The sequence below is a fragment of the Cupriavidus sp. HE11 genome (assembly GCF_056097175.1).
On record NZ_CP184464.1, the window covers coordinates 2362908 to 2387640 of the forward strand.

Sequence of the window (24733 nt, forward strand, 5' to 3'; positions counted from 1 at the left end):
CGGGTTCAGGCAGGGTTCCTGGGCGGCACGGACAGCCCGTGACCCAGCAGGGCGGTGACGTGGCGCACCAGCGTGTCGGTGTCGATGTCGGCGGCGCCTGGCAGGGCCCGCCAGATATGCGTGGTGGCCAGTGGCAGCAGCGTCAGGCCGATCAGCGACACCATCACCAGCGCGGGCGCCAGGCCGGGATTGAGCTGGCCCTGCGCGTGGGCGGCGGCCAGCGGGCTGGCGATCAGATGCGCGCGCTGCAGGGCCACGCGCTGCAGCAGCCGCTCGCGCAACTGGCCTTCGGTGCCGACGATCTCGCGAATCCACAGGCCCGGAAACCACGGTGTGGCCGACGCGGTGCGGATCAACTGCTCGGCCAGCGCCTGGATGCGGGCGATTGGGTCTGGCGGCCCGGCCTGCAGCGCACCGAACACGTGTTCGATCAGGGGCTGGAGCCGCTCTTCGAAGATCGCGTCGAGCAGCGTGTCGCGGTCGCGAAAGTAGTAATGCACCAGGGCTGGCGTGACCCCGGCGGCGGCGGCGATGGCCTTGGTCGAAGTCGCCGCCACGCCGTGGCTGGCGAACAGTGTGACGGCGGCGTCGATCAGGCGGTCGCGCTGGCCGGCGTCGGCTGCCTGCGCGGCAGGGCGGCCGGGACGGCGCGGGGGATCGGTCGGTGGGCGGTTGGGCATCGGAACCAGTCCGGGAGACCTTCGGGGTCGGGATTGGATGGCATTCCGATGAATATTAATTTTCGAATTAATTAATACAAGGACGGTTACAACGTCGGCTTTGCGTCACCGCAAAACGTTGATAGAACAAGCGTTGGCGGAATGCTGCTGTGCAGCAAACCGAGGTAGACATGTCATGTCGGCTTGGCTATGCTCGCGCCAGTCAAGAAGGGTGCCCGTGGGTGGTGCATCCGCATCCCGGGTTTTCCTATGCAGCATTTCCGTTTCCTGGCCGCCTTGCTGCGGCCGCGCCCGCGCTTTGTCCGTCAACTTGCCGCCTGGATGGTGGCGGGTACGGCATTGCCGTGGACGGCGGCGCACGCGCAGGAAACGACGCCTGGGAACGTGGCTGCCGTGAATACGCCGGCCGCAAACGTGCCGCTGGTGAACGATATGGAAAGCCCGTTCGCATTCCACGGCCAGACCACCTATGTCTGGCAGCGCAAGCCGGCGTTCAGCGCCCCTTATTCGGGCGACAACAGCCTGACGCCGGACCGCGCCAAGAGCTACTCCTTCACCGCCACGCTCGACCTCGGCCTGCGGCTGTGGAAGGGCGCCGAATTCCACCTCAACCCCGAAGTGGCGCAGGGCGTGCCGTTCTCCGAGCTGCACGGCATGGGCGGCCTGACCAACGGCGAGCTTGCCAAGACCGCCAGCACAAGCCCGAAGGTCTATCGGGCCCGCGCCTTTATCCGGCAGTACTGGGGCATGGGCGGCGGCGAAGAGACACTGGACGCCGATTTCAACCAGTTCGCGCGTACGGTGGACAAGCAGCGCCTGATGCTGACCGCCGGCAACTTCGGCGTGATCGACGTGTTCGACCAGAATCCGTATGGGTCCGACCCGCGCACGCAGTTCATGAACTGGTCGTTCATGACGCACGGCTCGTGGGACTATCCCGCCGACTCGCGCGGCTATAACTGGGGCGCGGCGCTCGAATACATCGGCGATGGCTGGTCGGCCCGCGTCGGCCATTTCCTGCAGCCGGTGGAATCGAACGGGCGCGAGCTGGACACCCGCCTGTTCGAGCACTACGGCCAGATGCTGGAGCTGGAAAAGCGCTACACCATCGCGGAACGGCCCGGTCAGGCGCGCCTGCTGCTATGGCGCAACAAGGCGCGCATGGGCGCGTTCAACGACGCCATCGCGTTCGGCCAGGCCAACGGCGTGACGCCCGATGTGGCCGACGTGCGCCGCGAGCACAGCAAGTGGGGCGTCGGGCTGGCCTTCCTGCAGGAAGTGGCGGACGACGCCGGCGTGTTCCTGCGTGCCAACTGGTCCGATGACAAGACCGAGACCTATGCCTTTACCGAAATCGGCCGGCAGGTATCGGCAGGCGGCACGATGAAGGGCGCGCGCTGGGGCCGCCCCAAGGACGAGGTGGGCCTGGCCGTGGCCGTGAACATGCTGGGATCGGGTCACCGCAACTACCTGGCCGCTGGCGGCCTGGGGGCCTTCCTGGGCGATGGCGCGCTGCGCTACGGGCCGGAGCAGATCGTCGAGATCTACTACAGCGTGGCGGTATGGAAGACGCTGACGCTGAGCCCGGACTTCCAGTACGTGCGAAATCCGGGCTACAACCGCGACCGTGGTCCGGCCCGGTTCTACGGCATCCGCGCGCACGCGGAGTTTTGAGCAGGGCCTGTGTTCTCCCGCTCTCCCGCCATGCGGAGGCGGGGAGCAAGGCGGCGCAGGCGCAAATTACTGCCGTGCGTTGCGCCGGTTGTCCGGCCACGGCGTGTTGAAGTTGGTGCGGAACGGGTTGATGTCCAGTCCGCCGCGGCGCGTATAGCGTGCGTAGATGGCCAGCTTCACCGGCTTGCACATGCGCATCACGTCGGTAAAGATCCGCTCCACGCACTGCTCGTGGAATTCGTTGTGGTTGCGGAACGAGATCAGGTACTTGAGCAGCCCTTCCTGGTCGATCGGTGCACCCACATAGCGGATCTGCACGCTGCCCCAGTCCGGCTGCCCGGTCACCAGGCAGTTCGACTTCAGCAGGTGCGACACCAGCGATTCCTCCACCGGCGATTCGTCCTGGTCGGCCTTGAGCAGCGTCGGATCGGGTTCGTAGACGTCGGTCTCGATGTCCAGGCGGTCCAGCAGCAGGCCGTCCAGCTCGCCCATCTTCTGCGTGCCCAGATCCGATTCGGTCACCAGCCGCACCTGCACCGTGCCGCCCGTGGCTTCGGACAGGTCGTGGTGCAGCAGTTGCTGCAGCGCCTCGGCAGACGCGAGCTTGCTCTGGTTGAACGAGTTCAGGTACAGCTTGAACGACTTCGACTCGACGATGTTCGGCGTGTCGGCCGGGATGATGAACGAGGCCAGCGCCACCTGCGGCTTGCCCTTGAGGTTCAGCCACGACACCTCGTAGGCATTCCAGATATCGACGCCGAAGAACGGCAGTGCCTTGCCTTCCGGCAGGCCGATCTCGGTGCGCTTGGGCTGGCGCGGAATCGGGAACAGCAGCGTCGGGTCGTATTCGGTCTTGTAGGCCGAGGGCTTGCCCAGCGGCGAGTGCTCAGGAAGCGTCATGGTCGGTCTCAGGACAGGAACAGCTTGTAGACGGGGTTGTCGGTCTCATCCCAGTGTACGTAGCCAAGCGTGGAAAGGAAGTTGCGGAACTCGCGCTTTTCGTTCTTCGGCACCTGGATGCCGACCAGGATGTTCGACGTGTCCGCGCCCTGGTTCCGGTAGTGGAACAGGCTGATGTTCCAGTTCGGGCTCATGCTCGACAGGAACTTCATCAGCGCGCCCGGACGCTCGGGGAATTCGAAGCGGTACAGCAGTTCGTCATGCGCCAGCGGCGAGTGACCGCCCACCATGTAGCGGATATGCTGCTTGGCCAGTTCGTCGTTGGACAGGTCCAGCGTGTCGAAGCCATGGCGGCGGAAGTTGGCGGCGATCTTGTCGCTTTCGGCGCGGCTGGCGATCTGCACGCCCACGAAGATGTGCGCCACGCCGGTGTCCGCAATGCGGTAGTTGAACTCGGTCACGCTGCGGGTGCCAACCTGTTCGCAGAAGCGCTTGAAGCTGCCGCGTTCCTCGGGGATTGTCACCGCGAAGACGGCTTCGCGGGCCTCGCCCACCTCGGCACGCTCGGCCACGAAGCGCAGGCGGTCGAAGTTCATGTTGGCGCCGCAGGCAATCGCTACCAGGTGCTGGCCCTTGAGCTTCTCGCGCTCGGCGTAGGCCTTCAGGCCCGCCACGGCCAGCGCGCCGGCCGGCTCCAGGATGCTGCGGGTGTCCTGGAACACGTCCTTCAGGCCCGCGCAGATCGCATCGGTATCCACCAGGATGATGTCGTCCACCAGCTCGCGCGTGATGCGGAAGGTTTCCTTGCCCACCAGCTTGACGGCGGTGCCGTCCGAGAACAGGCCCACGTCCTTCAGTTCCACGCGCTTGCCGGCGTCCACCGACCGCTTCATCGCGTCGGAATCGAACGTCTGCACGCCGATCACCTTGATCTCCGGGCGCACGGCCTTCACGTAGGCGGCAATGCCCGAAATCAGGCCGCCGCCGCCGATGGCGACGAAGATCGCGTGGATCGGGCCCGGGTGCTGGCGCAGGATCTCCATGGCGATGGTGCCCTGGCCGGCGATCACCTCGGGGTCGTCGAACGGGTGGATGAACGTGAGCTTGTGCTTCTTTTCCAGCTCGGCGGCATGGACGTACGCGTCGCTGTACGACTCGCCATGCAGCACGATCTGCACCCATTCGCCGCCGCGCTCGCGCACGGCATCGATCTTCACCTGCGGCGTGGTGGTGGGCATGCAGATGATGGCCTTGCACTGCAGCCGGGCGGCGGACAGCGCCACGCCCTGGGCATGGTTGCCGGCCGACGCGGCGATCACGCCGCGCTTGAGTTCCTCGGGCCGCAGCGACGCCATCTTGTTGTAAGCCCCACGCAACTTGAACGAGAACACCGGCTGGGTGTCCTCGCGCTTGAACCAGACCGCGTTGTTCGTGCGCGCCGACAGGGCGGGGGCGTAGGTCAGTTCGGTCTCCTGGGCCACGTCGTAGACCTTGGCGGTCAGGATCTTCTTCAAATAGTCGGGCTTGGCGGGGGTGCGGGTCATGGTCTGCGGGCGCCACGCTGGCCGTGGCAAAAAAAGCCGGAAAAATCGGCGGAAACCGCCAATGATAATGGATGACGCACATGTGGGCCCCAGCTTCGCATGATGGCGCCCCAGGTGCCGCAAGGGCCACTGTTGTAGGACAGCGCCCGGTGGACGCTCGTCAAATCGGCGTGCTACGGTTTCACGCGATGCCTCCCCTACCTCTCATCGAACCCAACACCGCGCTGTTCCTGGACTTCGACGGGACGCTGGCCGACCTTGCGCCACGCCCCGACCTGGTGCAGGTGGAGCCCGAGCTGGTTGGCACGCTGCGTGCGCTGCACACCTGCCTGGACGGCGCGCTTGCCATCGTCTCGGGACGTCCTGTGGACGAACTCGACTATTTCCTGCAACCGCTGCGTTTGCCGGCCGCCGGCGTGCATGGCGCGGAATTCCGTCATGGCGCCGAAAGCATCGTCCGGCCGCCCGCGCCAGGCATCGGCCCGCTGCTGCCCAGACTGGAAGCGCTGGTGCTCCGGCATCCGGGGCTGCAGCTGGAGCGCAAGTCGGTGGCCGTCGCCATCCACTATCGCCAGGTGCCGGAGCTGGAGCCGCTGGTGCGTGCTGCCGTGGCCGATGTGCTGCGCGATGCGGTCGGGCTCGACGCGCTGCCCGGCAAGATGGTCATCGAGATCAAGCCGGCCGGCGTGGACAAGGGCGGGGCGATTGCCACATTCATGCGCTCGGCGCCGTTTGCCGGCCGCATGCCGCTGTTTGCCGGCGACGACGTGACCGACGAAGCCGGCTTCACGGTGGTGCGCGAACTGGGCGGCGTCGGCCTGCTGGTGGGCCAGCGCGCCACGGCTGCCTCGGTCAGCGTGGCGGGGCCCGCCGTCCTGCGCGACTGGCTGCATCGCTCCGCGCACGCGCTCACCCATCTGATGGCGCGCCGCGAAGACCCGGCCGATCCCCTCTCACCCCCATCGTCTGCAAGGGAGGAACCGTTGTGAGTGACCCTGCCAACCTCAACCCCGCCATTGCCACCGAGGCGCCGGCGGTCAACACGGATTCGGACAGCTCCTGCCGCCAGGCCGATCCGTCGCTGTCGCTCGGCATGATCGGCAACTGCGCGTTCTCGGCGCTGGTCGACGGCCGTGGCCGTATCGTCTGGTGCTGCATGCCGCGCTTCGACGGCGATCCCGTCTTCAATGCGCTGCTCGATACCAGCGAGAACGCCGGCCACTTCAATATCGAGATCGAGGACTTCCAGGAAGCCACACAGTGGTACGAGCCGAACACGGCCATCCTGCGCACGCGGCTGATCGACCAGCACGGCAGCTGCCTGGAGATCACCGATTTCTGCCCGCGCTTCTTCCGGCTGGGCCGCTACTTCCGCCCGCTGACGCTGGTGCGACGCATCCGCCCGATCCGGGGCGCGCCGCGCGTGCGTGTGACGGTGGCGCCCCGCTTCAACTGGGGCCGCATCAAGCCGCAGGTGACGCGCGGCAGCAGCCATGCGCGCTTTGTCGGCGACGACATGACGCTGCGCCTGACCACCGACGCGCCGCTGGCCTACGTGCTGTCGAACACGCCGTTCCTGGTCACGCGCGGCTACAACTTCATACTCGGTCCCGACGAGACGCTCACGCATGGGGTGGACGACATCGCCCGCGACTTCGAACAGGAAACCACCTTGTACTGGCGGCTCTGGAGCCGCCGGCTGGCCGTGCCGCGCGAATGGCAGGATGCCGTGATCCGCGCAGCCATCACGCTGAAGATGTCGCTCTACGAGGAAACCGGCGCGATCGTGGCCGCGATGACCACCAGCATCCCCGAGGCACCGGGCAGCGGCCGCAACTGGGACTACCGCTTCTGCTGGCTGCGCGACGCGTTTTTCGTGGTGCGTGCGCTGAACAGCCTGTCGGAAGTCGGCACCATGGAGGACTATCTGCGCTGGCTGTCCAACGTGGTGATGCAGTCGCAGGACGGGCATATCCAGCCGCTCTACGGCATCGGGCTCGAACGCGAGCTGCCGGAAAGCATGCTCGATCACCTGGGCGGCTATCGCGGCATGGGGCCCGTGCGCGTGGGCAACCAGGCGCAGGAGCACTTCCAGCACGACGTCTACGGCAACGTGGTGCTGGCCGCCGCGCAGGCCTTTCACGATCACCGGCTGCTCTATCGCGGCGGCCCCGCCGAGTTCCGCCGGCTGGAGGACGTGGGCGAGCAGGCCGTGCGCGTGTTCGGCACGCCCGACGCGGGCATGTGGGAGTTGCGTACGCGGGCACGTATCCACACGTCCTCGGCGCTGATGAGCTGGGTGGCGTGCGACCGCCTGGCGAAGATCGCCGAAAAGCTCGAACATCCCGCGCGCGCCGCCTACTGGCACGACCATGCCGACCACATGAAGCAGCGCATCCTGGACGAATCGTGGAACGAGAAGCGCCAGGCGTTTGCCGAGAGCTTTGGCGGCAAGGAGCTCGACGCCAGCGTGCTGCTGATGGCCGAGGTCAATTTCATTGACCCGAAGGACCCGCGTTTCGTGTCCACGGTGAAGGCGCTGGAAGAGTCGTTGTGCGACGGCCCGTACATGCGGCGCTACGAGGCGCCCGATGATTTCGGCAAGCCCGAAACGGCATTCAATATCTGCACCTTCTGGCGCATCGACGCGCTGGCGCGCATCGGGCGGCGCGAGGAGGCGCGCGAGATTTTCGAGGCCATGCTGGCCGCGCGCAATCCGCTGGGATTGCTGTCGGAAGACACTCACCCGGTCACCGGAGAGATGTGGGGAAACTTCCCGCAGACCTATTCGATGGTCGGCCTGATCAACGGTGCCATGCGGTTGTCGGCACCCTGGGACACCGTGATCTGAAGAAAGGACTTGCAACAACAACAAGCGATATATGGGCAGACTAGTAGCGGTATCGAACCGGGTCGCGGACCCCCGCAACCACGCGGCGGGCGGGCTGGCCGTGGCGCTTTCCGAAGCGCTCAACAAGACGGGCGGCCTCTGGTTCGGCTGGAGCGGCAAGGTGCTGGAAACCGCGCAGGGCGGCACGCCCGGCGAGGGCGAGATGCACCAGGTGCAGGCGGGCAACGTGACGCTGGCCACCGTGGACCTGTGCCGGGAGGATCATGACGCGTACTACCTGGGCTACAGCAACGGCGTGCTCTGGCCGGTGCTGCACTACCGCGTGGACCTGGCGGACTTCGATGCCGGTGGCAATCTCAACGCCTACCGCCGCGTGAACCAGCTGTTCGCGCGCAAGCTGGCGCCGCTGCTGAAGCCAGACGACGTGATCTGGATCCACGACTACCACCTGATCCCGCTGGCGGCTGAACTCCGTGCCATCGGCTGCGGCCAGCGCATCGGGTTCTTCCTGCACGTGCCGCTGCCACCGCCGTTGATCCTGGCAGCCATCCCGCAGCACGAATGGCTGATGCGCGCGCTGTTTGCCTACGACCTGCTCGGCTTCCAGAGCCAGGCCGACCTGGACCATTTCTCGCGCTATGTGCAGGGCGAGGCCGGCGCGGAGCCGATGGGCGAGTACCGCTTCCGCGCATTCCACCGGACGGTGCGCGCGCAGGCGTTCCCGATCGGCATCGATGTCGACGAATTTGCCGAACTCGGACGCGGCGACGAGGCGGTGGAAACCTACGAGATGATGCGCGGCCAGTACGCGCGCCGCCGGCTGTTGCTGGGTATCGACCGGCTCGACTATTCGAAGGGCCTGCCGCAACGGCTCAAGGCGTACCAGACGTTGCTGGCCGAGTACCCCGAAAACCGGTCGAGTGCCACGCTGATCCAGATTGCCGCGCCGTCGCGCGAATCGGTGGATGCCTACGCCGACCTGCGCCGCGAGATGGAAGGCATTACCGGGGCCATCAACGGGGAATACGGCGAGCTCGACTGGATGCCGGTGCGGTATATCCATCGGTCCACATCGCGCCGGCGGCTGCCGGGCCTGTGCCGCGCGAGTTGCGTGGCGCTGGTCACGCCGTTGCGCGACGGCATGAACCTGGTGGCCAAGGAATACATTGCCGCGCAGGACCCCGACGATCCGGGCGTGCTGGTACTGTCGCGTTTCGCCGGCGCCGCCGAGCAGCTGAAGGAAGCGTTGCTGGTGAACCCGTACGACACCCGCGCCACCGCGCAGGCCATCCAGCAGGCGCTGCACATGCCGCTGTCCGAACGCCGCGCCCGCCACCAGAAGCTGCTGGAACGTATCCGGCTGCAGGACGTGCACTGGTGGAGCAGCGAGTACCTGCGGGCGCTGATGGAGACGGAGGGGGGCTGATGGCGTAGTTACCCCGATTGATGTTGCTCTGTAGTGGTCAAGTTTTTTCAGACAGGTATTAGGGTGGTCTGTTGGAACTTGTCCTCGTAGTCTGTTGGCGACGTGTAGCCCAGTGTCGAATGCAAGCGCACCGGGTTGTAGAAACCCACGATGTACTGCGTGATGTCGCGCCGGGCTTCGGCCCGGTCGACGTACCGCCTCTGCCAGACGCGCTCCATCTTCAGGTTCAGGAAGAAGCGTTCTGCTACAGCGTTATCCCAGCAATCGCCGGCCCGGCTCATGCTGCAAACCAGGCCGTGGCGCGCCAGCAATCCCTGGTACTCCTCGCTTGCATACTGGCTGCCCCGGTCCGAATGCACTATCAGTCCGGGCGCCGGATTGCGCTGCAGGATGGCCATCTTCAAGGCCGACGCCACCAGCGCGGCGGGCATGGCCGCTGCGCTGGCCCAGCCCACTACCTTGCGCGAATACAGGTCCAACACCACCGCCAGATACAACCAGCCTTCCCCCGTGCGCACATACGTGATGTCCGACACCCAGGCCCGGTTGGGCTGTGCGGGCCTGAACTGCCTGCTCAGCACGTTCGGCGCCACCGGCCTGCCATGCCGGCTGTCAGTCGTCGCCACGAACTTGCGCTTCCACACCGGGTGCAGATTCTCCTGGCGCATCAGCGTGCGGGCCCGATAGCGCCCGATCTTCACCCCCTGCCTGTCCAAATCCTGCGCCACGCGCCGGCTGCCGTAGGTACGTCCGCTGGCCTCGAACGCCGCCCGCACATACACCGCCTGCCGCAAGGCCTTCTCCTTGGTGGCAGGCTCTCGCCCGGCCGCGTAATACCCCGCCCGGCTCACGCCCAGCACCCGGCATGCCCGACTGATGGCGATCGCCTCCTTCTGCAATCCGCTAACCACTCGATAGATCACTTGAGTTCGCGGGCGAAGAAGGCCGATGCCTTTTTTAGGATCAGGTTGTCCTCCTTCAGGCGGCGGTTTTCCTCTTCGAGCTGGCGAATGCGCTGCTGCTCAGGCGTCAGCGGCTTGCCCACTCCCTTGCCGCCAGCCACTTCAAGGTCGTACTGGACCAGCCAGCGCCGTAAGGCGGTCTCGCCAATCGCCATCGTGTGGCAAACCTCGGCGACCGATAGGCCCTGATCCCGGATCATCCGGACTACCTCCAGCTTGAAGGCAGCGTCAAACTTGCGGCGTTGCTTTGTCATGTCGTCTTTCCTCGTCGATCGTGATTTTCCACCTATCGACCTGTCTGAGGAAATTGGACCACTACACTCCCCTCTCCCATGCAATGGGAGAGGGGTTGGGGGAGAGGGCGTTGAGGTTCTGCTTGCCGACCCGTCGCATTTGGAGCGGCCCGCCCTCTCTCCCGCCCCTCTCCCGCAGGCGGGAGAGGGGCGAAGACTGCCAGTCAGTGAAGATCCTTTGGCAGGTCGATATCCCGGAACGCGCCGTCGTCCTCGGTCAGGATGCGCGTGACCGGCTGTGACTTCAGCAGGGCCCGCGCGCCCTCGTCGCCGTCGAGCTTCAGCAGTTCGTCTTTCCACGCCGCACCGAATCCCACCGGGTGGCCGCGCTGGCCGTCGCGCCACGGCGCGGCAATGGTGTCGCGCGAGGTGATCGTCAGGGCCACCGCGCGCACCAGTTCCATCGACAGCCACGGCATGTCGGCCAGTGCCACCACCCAGCCGCGCGCATCGGCACAGGCCGCCACGCCCGCGCGCAGTGCCGCGCCCATGCCGGCCTCGGCCTCCGGGGCTTCCACTACCTTGCAGCCGCCGCGACGCAGTTCCTCGGCCAGCTCCGGCATGCCGGGACGCACCACGGCAATCGAGTTGGGCAACCCGGCCGCCAGCGTGCGCGCGCTGCGCCAGGCCACGGTGCGGCCATCGGGCAGCGTTTCGAGCAGCTTGTTGCGCAGGCCGGCGGGGTCGAAGCGCCGGCCGAAGCCGGCGGCCAGCAGGATGCCGGTGGGCAGGTCGCTCAGGATCAGCGGGGCGCGGGTGGACTTGCTCATGACTGGGCGGCGGGGACACCGCCGGGCAGAATCGGACACTCGGCTTCGCCGGCCGCGATTTCGCGGGCGGCCTTGGCGCCTTCCACCTGCAGGATGTCGGGCAGCGATACGTGGTTCTTGGCGGCCACCACCTCGGCCAGGATCGAGATCGCGATCTCGGGCGGCGTGCGGCTGCCGATGTAGATGCCTACCGGGCCGTGCAGCCGGGCAAGCTGCAGGTCGGTCAGGTCGAACTCCTTGAGCCGCTCGCGCCGCGCCTGGTTGTTGCGGCGCGACCCCAGCGCACCCACGTAGAACGCGGGCGTGCGCAGCGCTTCCATCAGCGCCAGGTCGTCCAGCTTGGGGTCGTGCGTGAGCGCGATCACCGCGCAGCGCTCGTCGAGCTTCATCGCCTCGACCGTGTCGTCGGGCATCGTGCGCACCATTGTCACGCCGGGGATATCCCACGTCTCGGTGTATTCCTCGCGCGGATCGCAGACGGTGACCTGGAAGCCCAGGCCCACGGCAATCTGGCACAGGTACTTCGACAACTGGCCCGCGCCGATCACCAGCATGCGATAGCGCGGCCCGTGGATGGTCAGCAGCGTCTGGCCGTCGAACGTCAGGCCGTCGGTTGCCACGGCATGGCCAAGCGTGGCCCGGCCGCTGGCCATGTCCAGCGAGCGTGCCACGAGCCGGCCGCCTTCCACGGCCTGCAGCAGCTCGGCAATGCCGCTGTGCGGCGCCAGCGGCTCGGCCACCAGTTCGATGGTGCCGCCGCAAGGCAGGCCAAAGCGATGCGCCTCCTCGGCGCTGATGCCGTACTTCATGGCTTCGGGGCGTGTCGCCTTGATGCCTTCCTTGTGTACGCGATAAATGATGTCGTCCTCGATGCATCCGCCCGAGACCGAGCCGACCACAAGGCCGTCGTCGCGCACCGCCAGCATCGCGCCTTCAGGCCGGGGCGACGAGCCCCATGTCCTGACCACCGTCACCAGCAATACGTTGTGTCCTTCGTGCTGCCACTTCACGCTGCTCTTCAGGACTTCGAGATCCACGCTGTCCATGATCTTTTCCGCTTCTTCGTCTGATCCTCGCCACCGCCTTCGTCGCCGTCTCCGGTGGCCCCGTTGCTCTGGGTGTTGTCGTTGTTGTCACTGTCCGGCGCTTGCGCATCGCCAGGGCTGCCGCCCACGGCCTCTGTGAAGCGCGCGAAAAATGCATCGGCCATCTTGCGCGCGGCGGCATCCACCAGGCGCGAGCCGATCTGCGCGATCTTGCCGCCCACATGCGCCTGCACCACGTACGTGAGCAGCGTCTCGTCGCCTTCGGGGGCCAGCGTGACCTTGGCGGACCCCTTGCCGAAGCCGGCCGCGCCACCCTGTCCGTCGAACTGGATCGTGTAGCTTTGCGGCGCCTGGATGTCCTGCAGGGCCATGCGTCCCTTGAAGCGCGCCTTGACCGGCCCCACGGCGGCGGTCAGCGCAAGCTGGTAGGCATTTTCGCCATCGGGCTCGATGCTCTCACATCCGGGAATACATTGCTTGAGCAGGGCGATGTCGTTCAGCGCCTCCCATGCCACCTCTTGCGGCACGGGCAGGCGCTGGGTCTGGTTCATTTCCATGGCGGATTTCCTTGTCGGGGGGCGGTTGGTCTGTCCGGTGGCATGGGCGGCGGCCGGCCGGTGTCCGCCAGCAGGGTTTCCAGCGCCAGCAGGCTGTCGAGGTTGTGTGCCGGGCGCAGCGCGTCCACATGCGGCAGGATGGCCTGGATGCCCCGGGCCTGCGGCGCGAAGCCCGCGTAGCGCAGCAGCGGGTTGAGCCACACGATGCGGTGCGCGAAGCGGCGCAGCCGGGCCATCTCCCGTTCCAGCAGGTCGATGTGCTCCAGGTCGATGCCATCGCTGACGAACAGCACGGTGGCGCGGCCAGATAGCGTGCGGCGCGCCCACTGCCGGTTGAAGGCCGCCAGCGCCGCGCCAATGCGGGTGCCGCCGGCCCAGTCGCGCACCTGTTCGGTGATCAGGGTCACGGCATCGTCGGGGTCGCGTTCGCGCAGCGCCCGGGTGACGTTGGTCAGCCGCGTGCCAAACAGGAACACGTGCATGCGCTCGCGCGACTGCATCAGCGCGTGGCAGAAGTACAGCACGGCGCGCGAGTACTGGCTCATCGAGCCCGAGATGTCGAGCAGCAGCACCACGGGCGGCTTGCGCTCGGCGTGCTTGCGGTACTTCCAGCGCAGCCATTCGCCATGCTGGCGCACGGCCAGCCGTGCGCTGGCGCGCAGGTCGGCACGGGTGCCGCACATGGCAGGCCGCAGCCGGCGCGTGCGCTGCAGCGCCAGGTGGGCGCGGCGCGTGCGCACCAGATGCTGCAGGGCGCGCCACTCGTCGGCCGAGAGCGTCTCGAAGTCGCGGCTCGCGAGTCGCTCGCGGTCCGAGAACGTCAGCGGCGCCGTGAAGCGCTCCTCGCGCATCGGCTGGTCTGGTCTTGCCGCGGCCGGCTGGCGGGCCGCCAGCGCATCGGCCAGGCGATTGCTGCGCCTGGGCGGGGGCGCCCCGGCATCCACGCGCGGCAGCAGCATCGCGCGCAGCTTGCCTTCCCAGTCGGGGTCGCGCCAGAACAGGTCGAAAGCGGCATCGAACAGCGGCCGCTGGTCGGGGCCGGACAGCATCAGCGCGGCCAGCGCGGCACGCACTTCGCTGCGCGCGCCGATATCGACATGGCGCAGTGCCTCCAGCGCGTCGACGGCATGGGCGGGCGACAGGCCAAAACCGGCATCGCGCAACAGCCGCGTGAAGTGGGTGACGTTGCGCGCCAGCATCGGCAATGCGATGGGGCGGGGCGGCACGTCCTGCAGCATGTCCGGCTTCATGTCAGCCCGCCGGCGCGGCGCCGGCCAGCAGTTCCGCGATGGTGGGGCCATCGGCCCGCGCCAGGTCGTCCTGGTACTTGAGCAGCACGCCCAGCGTGTTGCGCACCGATTGCGGATCGAGTTCGGTCACGCCCAGTGCGGCCAGCGCCCGGCACCAGTCGATGGCCTCGGCGATGCCCGGCGCCTTGAACAGGTCGATGCCGCGCAGCCGGTGAATGAAGTCCACCGCCTGCTGCTGCAGCGCCACCGCGGCCTCGGGTGCGCGGGCGGCCACGATCTGCAGCTCCCGGTCGCGGCCAGGGTAGCCCATCCACTGGTACAGGCAGCGGCGCTTGAGCGCGTCATGAACCTCGCGGGTGCGGTTCGACGTGATGACGATCAGCGGCGGCCGCTCGGCGCGGATCACGCCGATTTCGGGAATCGACACCTGGTACTCGGACAGCACTTCGAGCAGGAAGGCCTCGAACGGCTCGTCGGCGCGGTCGATCTCGTCGATCAGCAGCACGCGCGGCACATCGGGACTGGCGGGGTCCGGCAGCAGCGCTTCGAGCAGCGGCCGCTTGAGCAGGTAGTCGTCGTGATAGAGCGATTGCTGTTCGGGCCGCTCGCCGCGCGCTTCGGCCAGCCGCAGCGCCATGATCTGGCGCGGGTAGTCCCACTCGTAGAGCGCGCTGGCGGCATCGAGCCCCTCATAGCACTGCAGGCGCAGCAGGCGCGTGCCGAGCATGCCGGCCATGGCCTGCGCCAGCGCCGTCTTGCCCACGCCGGGCTCACCTTCCAGGAACAACGGCCGCTGCATGCGCAGGGCCAGGTACAGCACGGTGGCGGTCTCGCGATCGGCAAAGTACTGCTGGGCTTCGAGCCGGGCAAGGGTCTGGTCGATGGAAGTCGGGAGCATTGTCACAGCAGCAAGCAAATTAACGAAGCTCGTGGTTGTTTAACGGCCACCGCCGCCAACTGCGCCCAGATGAACGCAGACAGTAGTGTCTCGGCTCCCTCTCCCCTCATGGGGAGAGGGGAGCAAACCAAAGCGGCAGACGAAGCCGTCGGTGTGATCCGGCACGGTGGCGCCCGACAGGCCGTGCCCTCTCCCCCGGCCCCTCTCCCGCCTTGCGGGAGAGGGGAGCAAACCAAAGCGGCGGACGAAGCCGTCGGTGTGATCCGGCACGGCGGCGCCTGACAGGCCGTGCCCTCTCCCCCGGCCCCTCTCCCGCCTTGCGGGAGAGGGGAGCAAACCAAAGCGGCGGACGCAGCCGTCGGTGTGATCCGGCACGGCGGCGCCTGACAGGTCGAGCTCTCTCGCCTGGCCCCACTCCCGCAGGCAGGAGAGGGGGGCAAACCAAAGCGGCGGACGCAGCCGTCGGTGTGATCCGGCACGGTGGCGCCTGACAGGTCGAGCTCTCGCCTGGCCCCACTCCCGCAGGCAGGAGAGGGGCGCAGGCACGTAGCAATGCCTATCCCTTCAGTGCCTGTTCCACCGCCCTGGCCGTCAGCACCGGGATCAGGTGCGCACGGTACTCGGGCGAAGCGTGCAGGTCGCCATTGAGGCCCGACGGATCGACCTTCACCGCACGTGCCGCCGCCACGGTGAAGCTGGCCGTCAGCGCCTGCTCCAGCGCCGGGGCGCGGAACACGCTGTCGGCCGCGCCGGTCACCGCCACCCGTACCGACTGGCCGGTGCGCGCCACCATCACGCCAACCAGCGCGAAGCGCGATGCCGGGTTGCGGAACTTGATGTAGGCGGCCCGCTCGGGCACCGGGAACCGCACGGCCGTGATCAGTTCGTCAGGGGCCAGCGCGGTTTCGTAAAGGCCCTTGAAGAAGTTGTCGGCGGCGATGCTGCGGCGGTCGGTGACGACGGTGGCGTTCAGGCCGAGCACGGCCGCCGGATAGTCGGCGGCCGGATCGTCGTTGGCCAGCGATCCGCCAATCGTGCCCATCGCGCGCACCTGCCGGTCGCCGATGCCGAACGCCAGCGCCGCCAGCGCCGGAATGCGGCGCATGACCTCGGCGTTGGCGGCCACGTCGGCGTGGCGCGCGGCGGCGCCGATCACCAGCTCGTCGCCCTGCACCGTGATATCGGCGATGCCCGGAATGCGCGCGATGTCGACCAGGGTCGACGGCGCCGAGAGGCGCAGCTTCATGGCAGCGAGCAGGCTCTGGCCGCCAGCCAGGAACTTGGCGTCGCCATCGGCCTTCAGCTTTGCCACGGCGGAAGCGGCGTCCGTGGCGCGTTCGTACTGGAATGCGTACATGGTCGTCTCCTTCCGTTATGCGGCGCTGCCCTGGGCAGCCTGGATGGCCTGCCACACGCGGTGCGGCGTGGCGGGCATCTGCACATCGCGCACGCCCAGCGGCGACAGCGCGTCCACCAGCGCGTTGATGAACGCCGGGGGCGATCCGATGGCGCCGGCCTCGCCGCAGCCTTTGACGCCCAGCGGGTTATGCGTGCAGGGCGTGCCGCTGGCGGTCTCCACCGTGAAGTCCGGCAGGTCGCCGGCGCGCGGCATGGCGTAGTCCATATAGGAGCCGGTCAGCAACTGGCCGCTGTCGGGGTCGTAGATGCACTGCTCCAGCATCGCCTGGCCCAGGCCCTGGCCGATGCCGCCGTGGACCTGGCCCTCGACGATCATCGGGTTGATCACGTTGCCGAAGTCGTCCACCGCCGTGAACTTGACGACGTGCGACTCGCCCGTGTCGGGGTCGACCTCGACCTCGCAGATATAGGCGCCGGACGGATAGGTGAAGTTGGTGGGATCGTAGAACGCGTTCTCGTTCAGGCCCGGTTCGAGCTTGTCGAGCGGATAGTTGTGCGGCACGTAGGCGGTCAGCGCCACCTCGCCGAACGTCTTGGTGCGATCGGTGCCGGCCACGCGGAACACGCCGTCCTGGAACTCGATGTCCGCATCGGACGCTTCCAGCAGGTGAGCGGCAATCTTCTTGGCCTTGGCCTCGATCTTGTCCAGCGCCTTCATGATGGCCGATCCGCCCACGGCCAGCGAGCGCGAGCCGTAGGTGCCCATGCCGAACGGCACGCGCCCGGTGTCGCCATGCACGATTTCCACGGCGTCCATGGCAATGCCGAGCCGGTCGGCCACGATCTGCGCGAACGTGGTCTCGTGGCCTTGTCCGTGGCTGTGCGATCCGGTGAAGACGGTCACGGTGCCGGTGGGATGCACGCGGATCTCGCCCACTTCGAACAGGCCCGCGCGGGCGCCCAGCGCCCCGGCGATGTTCGACGGGGCCAGGCCGCAGGCCTCGATGTAGCACGAGTAGCCAAGCCCGCGCAGCTTGCCGCGCTGCTTTGCGGCGTCGCGGCGCGCCGGGAAGCCGGCCACGTCGGCCAGTTCCTCGGCCCGCGCCAGGCAGGGCTCGTAGTCGCCGGTGTCGTAGGTCAGGCCCACGGGCGTGGCGTACGGGAAGCTGCGGATGAAGTTCTTGCGGCGCAGCGTGGCGGGGTCGGTGCCGGTTTCGTGCGCGGCCGCCTCGACCAGGCGTTCCACCACATAGGTGGCCTCGGGCCGGCCCGCGCCGCGATAGGCATCGACGGGCGACGTGTTCGTGAACACGGCCTGGACTTCGGCGTAGATGGCCGGGGTGGCGTACTGGCCGGCGAGCAGCGTGGCGTAGAGGATCGTCGGCACGCTGCTGGCGAAGGTGGACAGGTACGCGCCCATGTTGGCGACCGTGTGCACGCGCATTGCCAGGAATTTGCCGTCGGCATCGAGCGCCAGTTCGGCCTTGGTCACGTGGTCGCGGCCGTGCGCGTCGGTCAGGAACGACTCCGACCGTTCGGCCGTCCACTTGACCGGGCGGCCGATCTTCTTCGATGCCCAGGTCAGCGCCACGTCCTCCGGGTAGAGGAAGATCTTCGAGCCGAAGCCGCCGCCCACGTCCGGCGCGATGATGCGCAGGCGCGATTCGGGCAGCCCCAGCACGAAGGCGCCCATCAGCAGGCGTTCCACGTGCGGGTTCTGGTTTGCCACGTAGACCGTGTAGCTGTCGTCCTGGCGGGTATAGCTGGCGTTGACGGCGCGCGGCTCGATGGCGTTCGGGATCAGCCGGTTGTTGACGATCTCCAGCGTGGTCACGTGGGCGGCCTTTGCGAATGCCGCGTCGGTGGCGGCCTTGTCGCCGTGGCCCCAGGTGTAGCAGGTATTGGCCGGCACGTCGTCGTGGACCAGCGTGGAGGCAGCCGCGGCATCGGCCGGGCTGACCACGGCGGGCAGTTCGTCGTAGTCGACCACGACCTTCTCAGCCGCATCGCGTGCCTGCTGCAGCGTTTCGGCGATGACCAGTGCCACCTGGTCGCCCACATGGCGGACCTTGCCGTGGGCCAGGGCGGGGTGGGGCGGCTCCTTCATCGGCGAGCCGTCGATGCTGTGGATCAGCCAGCCGCAGGGCAGGCCGCCCACCTTGTCGCCGGCCATGTCGTCGCCGGTCAGCACGGCGATCACGCCGGGCGAGCCCAGTGCTTCGGCCGTATCGATGGTGCGGATGTGGGCATGCGCGTGCGGCGAGCGCACGAAGTAGCCGTAGCTCTGGTGCGGCAGCGTGACGTCGTCGGTGTACTGGCCATTGCCGGTCAGGAAGCGGTAATCCTCCTTGCGGCGCACGGGCGTGCCGATGAACGGGTGCTTTTCGGGTGCGTTCATGACGGGCCTCCCTTATTCGGCGCTGACCGTGGTGCGGTCGCCCTGCATGGCGGCCTGCCCCTGCTGCACCGCACGCACGATGTTGTGGTAGCCGGTACAGCGGCACAGGTTGCCTTCGAGCTGCTGGCGGATGGCCTGGGCGTCGGCGTGGGGCTGCTGCTCGAGCAGCGAGGTGGCTGCCATCACCATGCCCGGCGTGCAGAAGCCGCACTGCAGCCCATGGCATTCGCGGAACGCCTGCTGCATCGGATGCATCTCGCCGTTGGCCGCCAGGCCCTCGATGGTGGTCACGCTGGCCCCGTCCGCCTGGACTGCCAGCATGTTGCAGGACTTCACGGCGCGGCCGTCCAGATGGACGGTGCAGGCCCCGCACTGGGCGGTGTCGCAGCCCACGTGGGTGCCGGTCAGGCGAAGCTGCTCGCGCAGGAACTGGACCAGAAGGGTATTGGGTTCGACCTGCGCGTCAACGGGCTTGCCGTTGACCGTCAGGCGGATCGGAATCGCCATGCTTGTCTCCATGTGGGGTGGTGCGCGCATGGCCAGCTCCGCCGATCCCCGAATGTAGACTGCGCGGGACGGGCCACGACGCGGTACTGCCGCTTGGTTGAGACGGCTATTTCGTGATATTGGTGCTGCCGGGTTTGCCCGGTCTTGCGGCGGAATGAACGATCCGCCGCCTCAGGCTCTAAAAGTAAATCACAAAACCTTCGGTGCTGCCATGCGGGTTCCCCTGCCCTGAGCGGCCTGTCCAACGTCCCCACGCATGGAAGCCTTCATTGACTGGCTGTTCGAGACCGTAGCCCTGCCCAAGGTAGGGCTGCCGGCCATTTTCGTGGTCAGCCTGGTGTCGGCCACGCTGCTGCCGCTGGGTTCGGAGCCGGCCGTGTTCGGCTATATCAAGCTCAATCCGCACATGTTCTGGCCGGCGATCCTGGTGGCGACGGTCGGGAACACGCTGGGCGGCGCCATCGACTGGTGGCTCGGATACGCTGCCAAGCTGGCGGTGGTGCGCTACCGCCAACGGCGCCAGGAGCACGAGCACGAGCGCGAACACGCCGAGCACCGCACGCACCCGCGCAAGCGGCACAAGCCCCGGCTGGACGCCAGGTACTTCCGGTGGATGCGCCGTTATGGCCCGCCCACGATGCTGTTTTCGTGGTTGCCTGGCATTGGTGATCCACTGTGCACTTTGGCCGGCTGGCTGCGGATGCCGTTCTGGCAAAGCCTGTTCTATATGGCGATCGGCAAGTTCCTGCGCTACCTGGCGATGACCGCCAGCCTGCTCTGGATCCCCGATTCCTTCTGGCATGGCGTGGGCGAGGCGATCCGGCAGTGGTTCTGACCGGCCTTCCGGCGACAGCCCGGAAATGCCCGAAATGCGTGAAATTGCATGCAATCCATGCTGATCCCGGACATTTTCAGGGGTTATTCCCCAAATCGGCCTTGCTGCGGTGCGGCGAAACTGGGCGTTGAAGTACAATCGCCCTTTAATGACGAAAATCGCGCACCGTCCCCGTGCGCAGCTTCGAAGCGGTCCCGCCCATGAACGCCCCACTCGTGCTCGATGCCAAGCTCGCCACGCAGGACGCCCCTCCGCGCCTGCGTGAGATCCCCTATAACTACACGTCGTTTTCGGATCGCGAGATTGTCATCCGTCTGCTGGGCGAAGAAGCCTGGCGCATTCTCGACGAACTGCGCGGCGAACGCCGTACCGGCCGTTCGGCCCGCATGCTCTACGAGGTGCTGGGCGATATCTGGGTGGTCCGCCGCAATCCCTACCTGCAGGACGACCTGCTCGAGAACCCCAAGCGCCGCCAGATGCTGGTCAGCGCGCTGCACCACCGCCTGAGCGAAATCGAGAAGCGCCGCGCCGCCGACCGTGCCGAGCACGCCGAGCCCGCCGCCGAAGACCGTTCGCACCGTGTGGAGCAGCTGGTCGCGTTCGCCAAGCAGGCGATCGAATCGTTCAAGCAGGAATTTGCCGATGCCTATGCGCTGCGCAAGCGCACCCAGCGCGTGCTGGGCAAGGTGACGCAGAAGGACAACATCAAGTTCGACGGCCTGTCGCGCGTGTCGCACGTGACCGACGCCACCGACTGGCGCGTGGAATACCCGTTCGTGGTGCTGACCCCGGACACCGAGGACGAGATCGCCGGGCTGGTCAAGGGCTGCTTCGAGCTGGGCCTGACCATCATCCCGCGTGGGGGCGGCACCGGCTACACCGGCGGCGCCGTGCCGCTGACGCCGTTCTCGGCCGTCATCAACACCGAGAAGCTGGAGCAGCTGGATGCGGTCGAGATGACCGACCTGCCCAACGTGCCGCACAAGGTGGCGACGATCTTCTCGGGCGCCGGCGTGGTGACGCGCCGCGTGGCCGACGCCGCCGACAAGGCCGGCCTGGTGTTCGCGGTGGACCCGACGTCGATCGATGCATCGTGCATCGGCGGCAACGTGGCGATGAACGCGGGCGGCAAGAAGGCCGTGCTGTGGGGCACGGCGCTGGACAACCTGGCGTGGTGGCGCATGGTCGATCCCGAGGGCAACTGGCTCGAGATCACCCGCATGGACCACAACCTGGGCAAGATCCATGACGTGCCCGTGGCCACGTTCGAACTGAAGTGGTCGGACGGCAACCGCCGCCCGGGCGAGAAGGTACTGCGCACCGAGACGCTCGCCATCGAGGGCCGCAAGTTCCGCAAGGAAGGCCTGGGCAAGGACGTCACCGACAAGTTCCTGGCCGGCCTGCCCGGCGTGCAGAAGGAAGGCTGCGACGGCATCATCACCAGCGCGCGCTGGATCCTGCACCGCATGCCGAAGCACATCCGCACGGTGTGCCTGGAGTTCTTCGGCCAGCCGCGCGACGCCATCCCCAGCATCGTCGAGATCAAGGATTTCCTCGATGCGGAGTCGAAGCGCGAGGGCGGCGCCATCCTGGCCGGCCTGGAGCATCTGGACGAACGCTACCTGCGCGCGGTGGGCTACGCCACCAAGAGCAAGCGCAACGCCTTCCCGAAGATGGTGCTGATTGGCGATATCGTCGGTGACGACGAAGACGCCGTGGCGCGCGCCACCTCGGAAGTGATCCGCATGGCCAACGGCAAGAGCGGCGAAGGCTTTATCGCCGTGAGCCCCGAGGCCCGCAAGAAGTTCTGGCTCGACCGCTCGCGCACGGCCGCCATCGCGCGCCACACCAACGCCTTCAAGATCAACGAGGACGTGGTGATTCCGCTGCCCCGCATGGGCGAGTACACGGACGGCATCGAGCGCATCAACATCGAACTGTCGACCAAGAACAAGCTCAAGCTGCTGGACGAGCTGGAAGCGTTCTTCGCGCGCGGCAACCTGCCGCTGGGCCGCAGCGACGATGCCAACGAGATTCCGAGCGCCGAGCTGCTGGAAGACCGCGTGCAGCATGCGCTGACGCTGATGCGCGAGATCCGCGCGCGCTGGCGCTACCTGCAGGACCATCTCGATACGCCGCTGCAGTCGGCCCGTGCGTCGCTGATCGGCCACGGCCTGGGCCTGCTGGGTCCGGCCTTCGAGCAGCGCCTGCAGAGCCAGCCTGACGCCACGGTATTCCACCTGATGCAGGATCGCACGATCCGCGTGAGCTGGAAGAACGAAATCCGCGCCGAACTGCGCAAGATCTTCAACGGCGGCGAGTTCAAGCCGATCCTGGACGAGGCCCAGAAGATCCACAAGCAGGTGCTGCGCGGCCGCGTGTTCGTGGCGCTGCACATGCACGCCGGCGACGGCAACGTCCACACGAACCTGCCCGTCAACTCGGACGACTACGACATGCTGCAGGACGCGCACCGCGCGGTGGCCCGCATCATGGACCTGGCGCGTTCGCTGGACGGCGTGATTTCGGGCGAGCACGGCATCGGCATCACCAAGCTCGAATTCCTGACCGAGGACGAGATCGGCGAATTCCGCGAGTACAAGCAGCGCGTGGACCCGCAGGGCCGCTTCAACAAGGGCAAGCTGCTGCCGGGCGCCGACCTGCGCAACGCGTACACGCCGTCGTTCGGCCTGATGGGGCACGAGTCCATCATCATGCAGCAGAGCGACATCGGCGCCATTGCCGACAGCGTCAAGGACTGCCTGCGCTGCGGCAAGTGCAAGCCCGTGTGCGCCACGCACGTGCCGCGCGCCAACCTGCTGTACAGCCCGCGCAACAAGATCCTGGCGACGTCACTGCTGGTGGAGGCGTTCCTGTACGAGGAACAGACGCGCCGCGGCGTGTCGATCAAGCACTGGGACGAGTTCTCGGACGTGGCCGACCACTGCACGGTCTGCCACAAGTGCGTGACGCCGTGCCCGGTCAAGATCGACTTCGGCGACGTGTCGATGAACATGCGCAACCTGCTGCGGAAGATGGGCCAGAAGAAGTTCAACCCGGGCACCGCCGCGTCGATGTTCTTCCTGAACGCGACCAACCCGCAGACGATCAACATGACCCGCGCGGCCATGATCGGCTGGGGCTACAAGGCGCAGCGCCTGGGCAACGAGGTGCTCAAGAAGTTCGCGAAGAAGCAGACCCAGCATCCGCCCGCCACGGTCGGCAAGCCGCCGGTGCAGGAGCAGGTGATCCACTTCATCAACAAGAAGATGCCGGGCAACCTGCCCAAGAAGACGGCGCGCGCGCTGCTCGATATCGAAGACAACGAGATCGTGCCGATCATCCGCAACCCGAAGACGACCACGGCCGAGACCGAAGCCGTGTTCTACTTCCCGGGCTGCGGGTCCGAACGCCTGTTCTCGCAGGTGGGGCTGGCCACGCAGGCCATGCTCTGGCACGTGGGCGTGCAGACGGTGCTGCCGCCGGGCTACCTGTGCTGCGGCTATCCGCAGCGCGGCGCCGGCCAGTACGACCGCGCCGAGAAGATGGTCAGCGACAACCGCGTGCTGTTCCATCGCGTGGCGAATACGCTGAACTACCTCGACATCAAGACCGTGGTGGTCAGCTGTGGCACCTGCTACGACCAGCTGGCCGGGTATGAATTCGACAAGATCTTCCCGGGCTGCCGCATCATCGACATCCACGAGTACCTGCTCGAAAAGGGTGTGAAGCTGGAAGGCGTGACCGGTACGCGCTACATGTACCACGATCCCTGCCACACCCCGATCAAGACGATGGATCCGACCAAACTGGTGAACGACCTGATGGGCGGCAACCAGGGCGGCGGCAAGATCGAGAAGAACGAGCGCTGCTGCGGGGAATCTGGCACGCTGGCCGTGACGCGTCCGGACGTGTCGACGCAGATCCGTTTCCGCAAGGAAGAGGAAATGCGCAAGGGCGCCGACAAGCTGCGCACCGACGACTTCAACGGCGACGTCAAGATCCTGACCAGCTGCCCGTCGTGCCTGCAGGGGCTGTCGCGCTACAACGAGGATGCGTCGGTCACGGCCGACTACATCGTCGTGGAAATGGCGAAGCACCTGCTGGGCGAGAACTGGATGCCCGAGTACGTGGCCCGCGCCAACGCCGGTGGCATCGAGCGCGTGCTGGTGTAAGCCATCGCCATGCCCCGGGTTGCCAACTGCCCCCTCTGCGAAGCCGACGGCGGCGAACTGCTCTGGATGGGCGACCGCGCGCGCGTGATCCTGGTCGAGCATGACCGGTTTCCGGGATTCTGCCGCGTGGTCTGGAACGACCATGCGGCAGAGCTGACCGATCTGGACGACGCCGACCAGGCCTGGCTGATGCGGCTGGTGGCGCGCGTCGAGCGTGTGGTGCGCGAGGTCATGGCGCCGGACAAGGTCAACCTGGCCGCGTTCGGCAACATGGTGCCGCACCTGCACTGGCACATCATTCCGCGCTACCGCTGGGATACCCATTTCCCGGAAGCCGTCTGGGCCGCGCCGCAACGGGCCGCCGACGCGGCGCGCATCGCCGAACTGGGCAGCCGGTTGCCGGCGTTGCGCACGGCACTTTCGGTGCTGGCCGATTCGGACTGAGCAGACGAAGGCTGGCCGGCAACCGGCCGGCCGACCGTCATCCATCGCATCCGCTGCAATTCTTCCCGTCCCCTTGTAAAGTGCCGTAGCAGTCTGGTACGGAACCCGCCCGCATGGCGGTGCGTCTGACTCCGGTCGAACAACAACATGCCCGCCGGCCATTC

General features: G+C 67.1%; 19 protein-coding genes. 7 read left to right on the forward strand and 12 right to left on the reverse strand.

Annotated features, from left to right (window positions below):
* Positions 1–5: 5 nt before the first annotated feature.
* Entirely contained in the window at positions 6–680 is a 675-nt protein-coding gene (locus tag ACOABP_RS10985; RefSeq protein WP_474225008.1) for a TetR/AcrR family transcriptional regulator, read from the reverse strand.
* A gap of 249 nt (positions 681–929) precedes the next feature.
* On the opposite strand from ACOABP_RS10985, the gene ACOABP_RS10990 reads away from it, so the two are divergent.
* A complete protein-coding gene (locus tag ACOABP_RS10990; protein ID WP_474225009.1) occupies positions 930–2354 on the forward strand; it encodes a carbohydrate porin in 1425 nt (474 codons plus the stop codon).
* A gap of 66 nt (positions 2355–2420) precedes the next feature.
* Here the strand turns inward: ACOABP_RS10990 and queF are convergent, their stop codons facing one another.
* Positions 2421–3254 carry an NADPH-dependent 7-cyano-7-deazaguanine reductase QueF gene (queF, locus tag ACOABP_RS10995; protein WP_474225010.1) on the reverse strand — a complete coding sequence of 278 codons (834 nt, stop codon included), beginning with the start codon at positions 3252–3254 and terminating at the stop codon, positions 2421–2423.
* An 8-nt stretch (positions 3255–3262) separates the two neighbouring features.
* On the reverse strand, positions 3263–4798 hold the full coding sequence (gene ilvA, locus ACOABP_RS11000; RefSeq protein ID WP_474225011.1) for a threonine ammonia-lyase, biosynthetic: 1536 nt from the start codon (positions 4796–4798) through the stop codon (positions 3263–3265).
* A 188-nt stretch (positions 4799–4986) separates the two neighbouring features.
* On the opposite strand from ilvA, the gene otsB reads away from it, so the two are divergent.
* From otsB to ACOABP_RS11015, 3 genes are read left to right on the forward strand one after another with little or no spacing between them, the layout of a single operon-like run.
* Entirely contained in the window at positions 4987–5787 is an 801-nt protein-coding gene (otsB, locus tag ACOABP_RS11005; RefSeq protein WP_474225012.1) for a trehalose-phosphatase, read from the forward strand.
* Positions 5784–7649, forward strand: coding sequence for a glycoside hydrolase family 15 protein (locus tag ACOABP_RS11010; protein WP_474225013.1), 1866 nt, complete (start codon positions 5784–5786; stop codon positions 7647–7649). The genes otsB and ACOABP_RS11010 overlap by 4 nt, the downstream gene beginning before the upstream one ends.
* 31 nt (positions 7650–7680) lie before the next feature.
* Positions 7681–9075 (forward strand): alpha,alpha-trehalose-phosphate synthase (UDP-forming), encoded by a 1395-nt coding sequence (locus ACOABP_RS11015; RefSeq protein ID WP_066739538.1) that lies wholly within the window; start codon positions 7681–7683, stop codon positions 9073–9075.
* Between the two features lie 47 nt (positions 9076–9122).
* Here ACOABP_RS11015 and ACOABP_RS11020 read toward each other — a convergent pair.
* From ACOABP_RS11020 to ACOABP_RS11060, 9 genes are all read right to left on the reverse strand, one after another.
* Positions 9123–10291, reverse strand: a protein-coding gene (locus tag ACOABP_RS11020) for an IS3 family transposase (protein WP_474224667.1) whose coding sequence is annotated in 2 segments (ribosomal slippage) — positions 9123–10024 and positions 10024–10291 — 1170 coding nt in all. Because the reading frame shifts where the segments join, the coding sequence is not laid out codon by codon here.
* Between the two features lie 203 nt (positions 10292–10494).
* Positions 10495–11100 (reverse strand): nucleotidyltransferase family protein, encoded by a 606-nt coding sequence (locus ACOABP_RS11025; RefSeq protein ID WP_474225014.1) that lies wholly within the window; start codon positions 11098–11100, stop codon positions 10495–10497.
* Positions 11097–12146, reverse strand: a complete 1050-nt coding sequence (locus ACOABP_RS11030; RefSeq protein ID WP_474225016.1) for an XdhC family protein — start codon at positions 12144–12146, stop codon at positions 11097–11099. Before ACOABP_RS11030 ends, ACOABP_RS11025 begins: the two co-directional genes overlap by 4 nt.
* Entirely contained in the window at positions 12119–12703 is a 585-nt protein-coding gene (locus ACOABP_RS11035) for a CoxG family protein (protein ID WP_474225017.1), read from the reverse strand. The genes ACOABP_RS11030 and ACOABP_RS11035 overlap by 28 nt, the downstream gene beginning before the upstream one ends.
* Positions 12694–13953, reverse strand: a complete 1260-nt coding sequence (locus tag ACOABP_RS11040; RefSeq protein ID WP_474225018.1) for a vWA domain-containing protein — start codon at positions 13951–13953, stop codon at positions 12694–12696. Before ACOABP_RS11040 ends, ACOABP_RS11035 begins: the two co-directional genes overlap by 10 nt.
* 1 nt (position 13954) lies before the next feature.
* On the reverse strand, positions 13955–14851 hold the full coding sequence (locus ACOABP_RS11045) for an AAA family ATPase (protein ID WP_474225019.1): 897 nt from the start codon (positions 14849–14851) through the stop codon (positions 13955–13957).
* 556 nt (positions 14852–15407) lie between these two features.
* Complete coding sequence (locus tag ACOABP_RS11050; protein WP_474225020.1) at positions 15408–16208, reverse strand: FAD binding domain-containing protein; 801 nt, start codon at positions 16206–16208, stop codon at positions 15408–15410.
* A gap of 15 nt (positions 16209–16223) precedes the next feature.
* On the reverse strand, positions 16224–18608 hold the full coding sequence (locus ACOABP_RS11055) for a xanthine dehydrogenase family protein molybdopterin-binding subunit (protein WP_474225021.1): 2385 nt from the start codon (positions 18606–18608) through the stop codon (positions 16224–16226).
* Between the two features lie 12 nt (positions 18609–18620).
* The gene (locus ACOABP_RS11060; RefSeq protein ID WP_474225022.1) at positions 18621–19115 is read right to left on the reverse strand and encodes a (2Fe-2S)-binding protein; all 495 of its coding nucleotides are present in this window, start codon (positions 19113–19115) and stop codon (positions 18621–18623) included.
* 256 nt (positions 19116–19371) lie between these two features.
* On the opposite strand from ACOABP_RS11060, the gene ACOABP_RS11065 reads away from it, so the two are divergent.
* The 3 genes from ACOABP_RS11065 (at position 19372) to ACOABP_RS11075 (ending at position 24569) form a co-directional block, all read left to right on the forward strand.
* Positions 19372–19950, forward strand: coding sequence for a YqaA family protein (locus ACOABP_RS11065; protein WP_474225023.1), 579 nt, complete (start codon positions 19372–19374; stop codon positions 19948–19950).
* A 200-nt stretch (positions 19951–20150) separates the two neighbouring features.
* Positions 20151–24125, forward strand: a complete 3975-nt coding sequence (locus ACOABP_RS11070) for a DUF3683 domain-containing protein (protein WP_474225024.1) — start codon at positions 20151–20153, stop codon at positions 24123–24125.
* Between the two features lie 9 nt (positions 24126–24134).
* Positions 24135–24569: an HIT family protein gene (locus ACOABP_RS11075; RefSeq protein WP_474225026.1), complete on the forward strand. Its 435-nt coding sequence runs from the start codon at positions 24135–24137 to the stop codon at positions 24567–24569.
* Positions 24570–24733 lie beyond the last annotated feature (164 nt).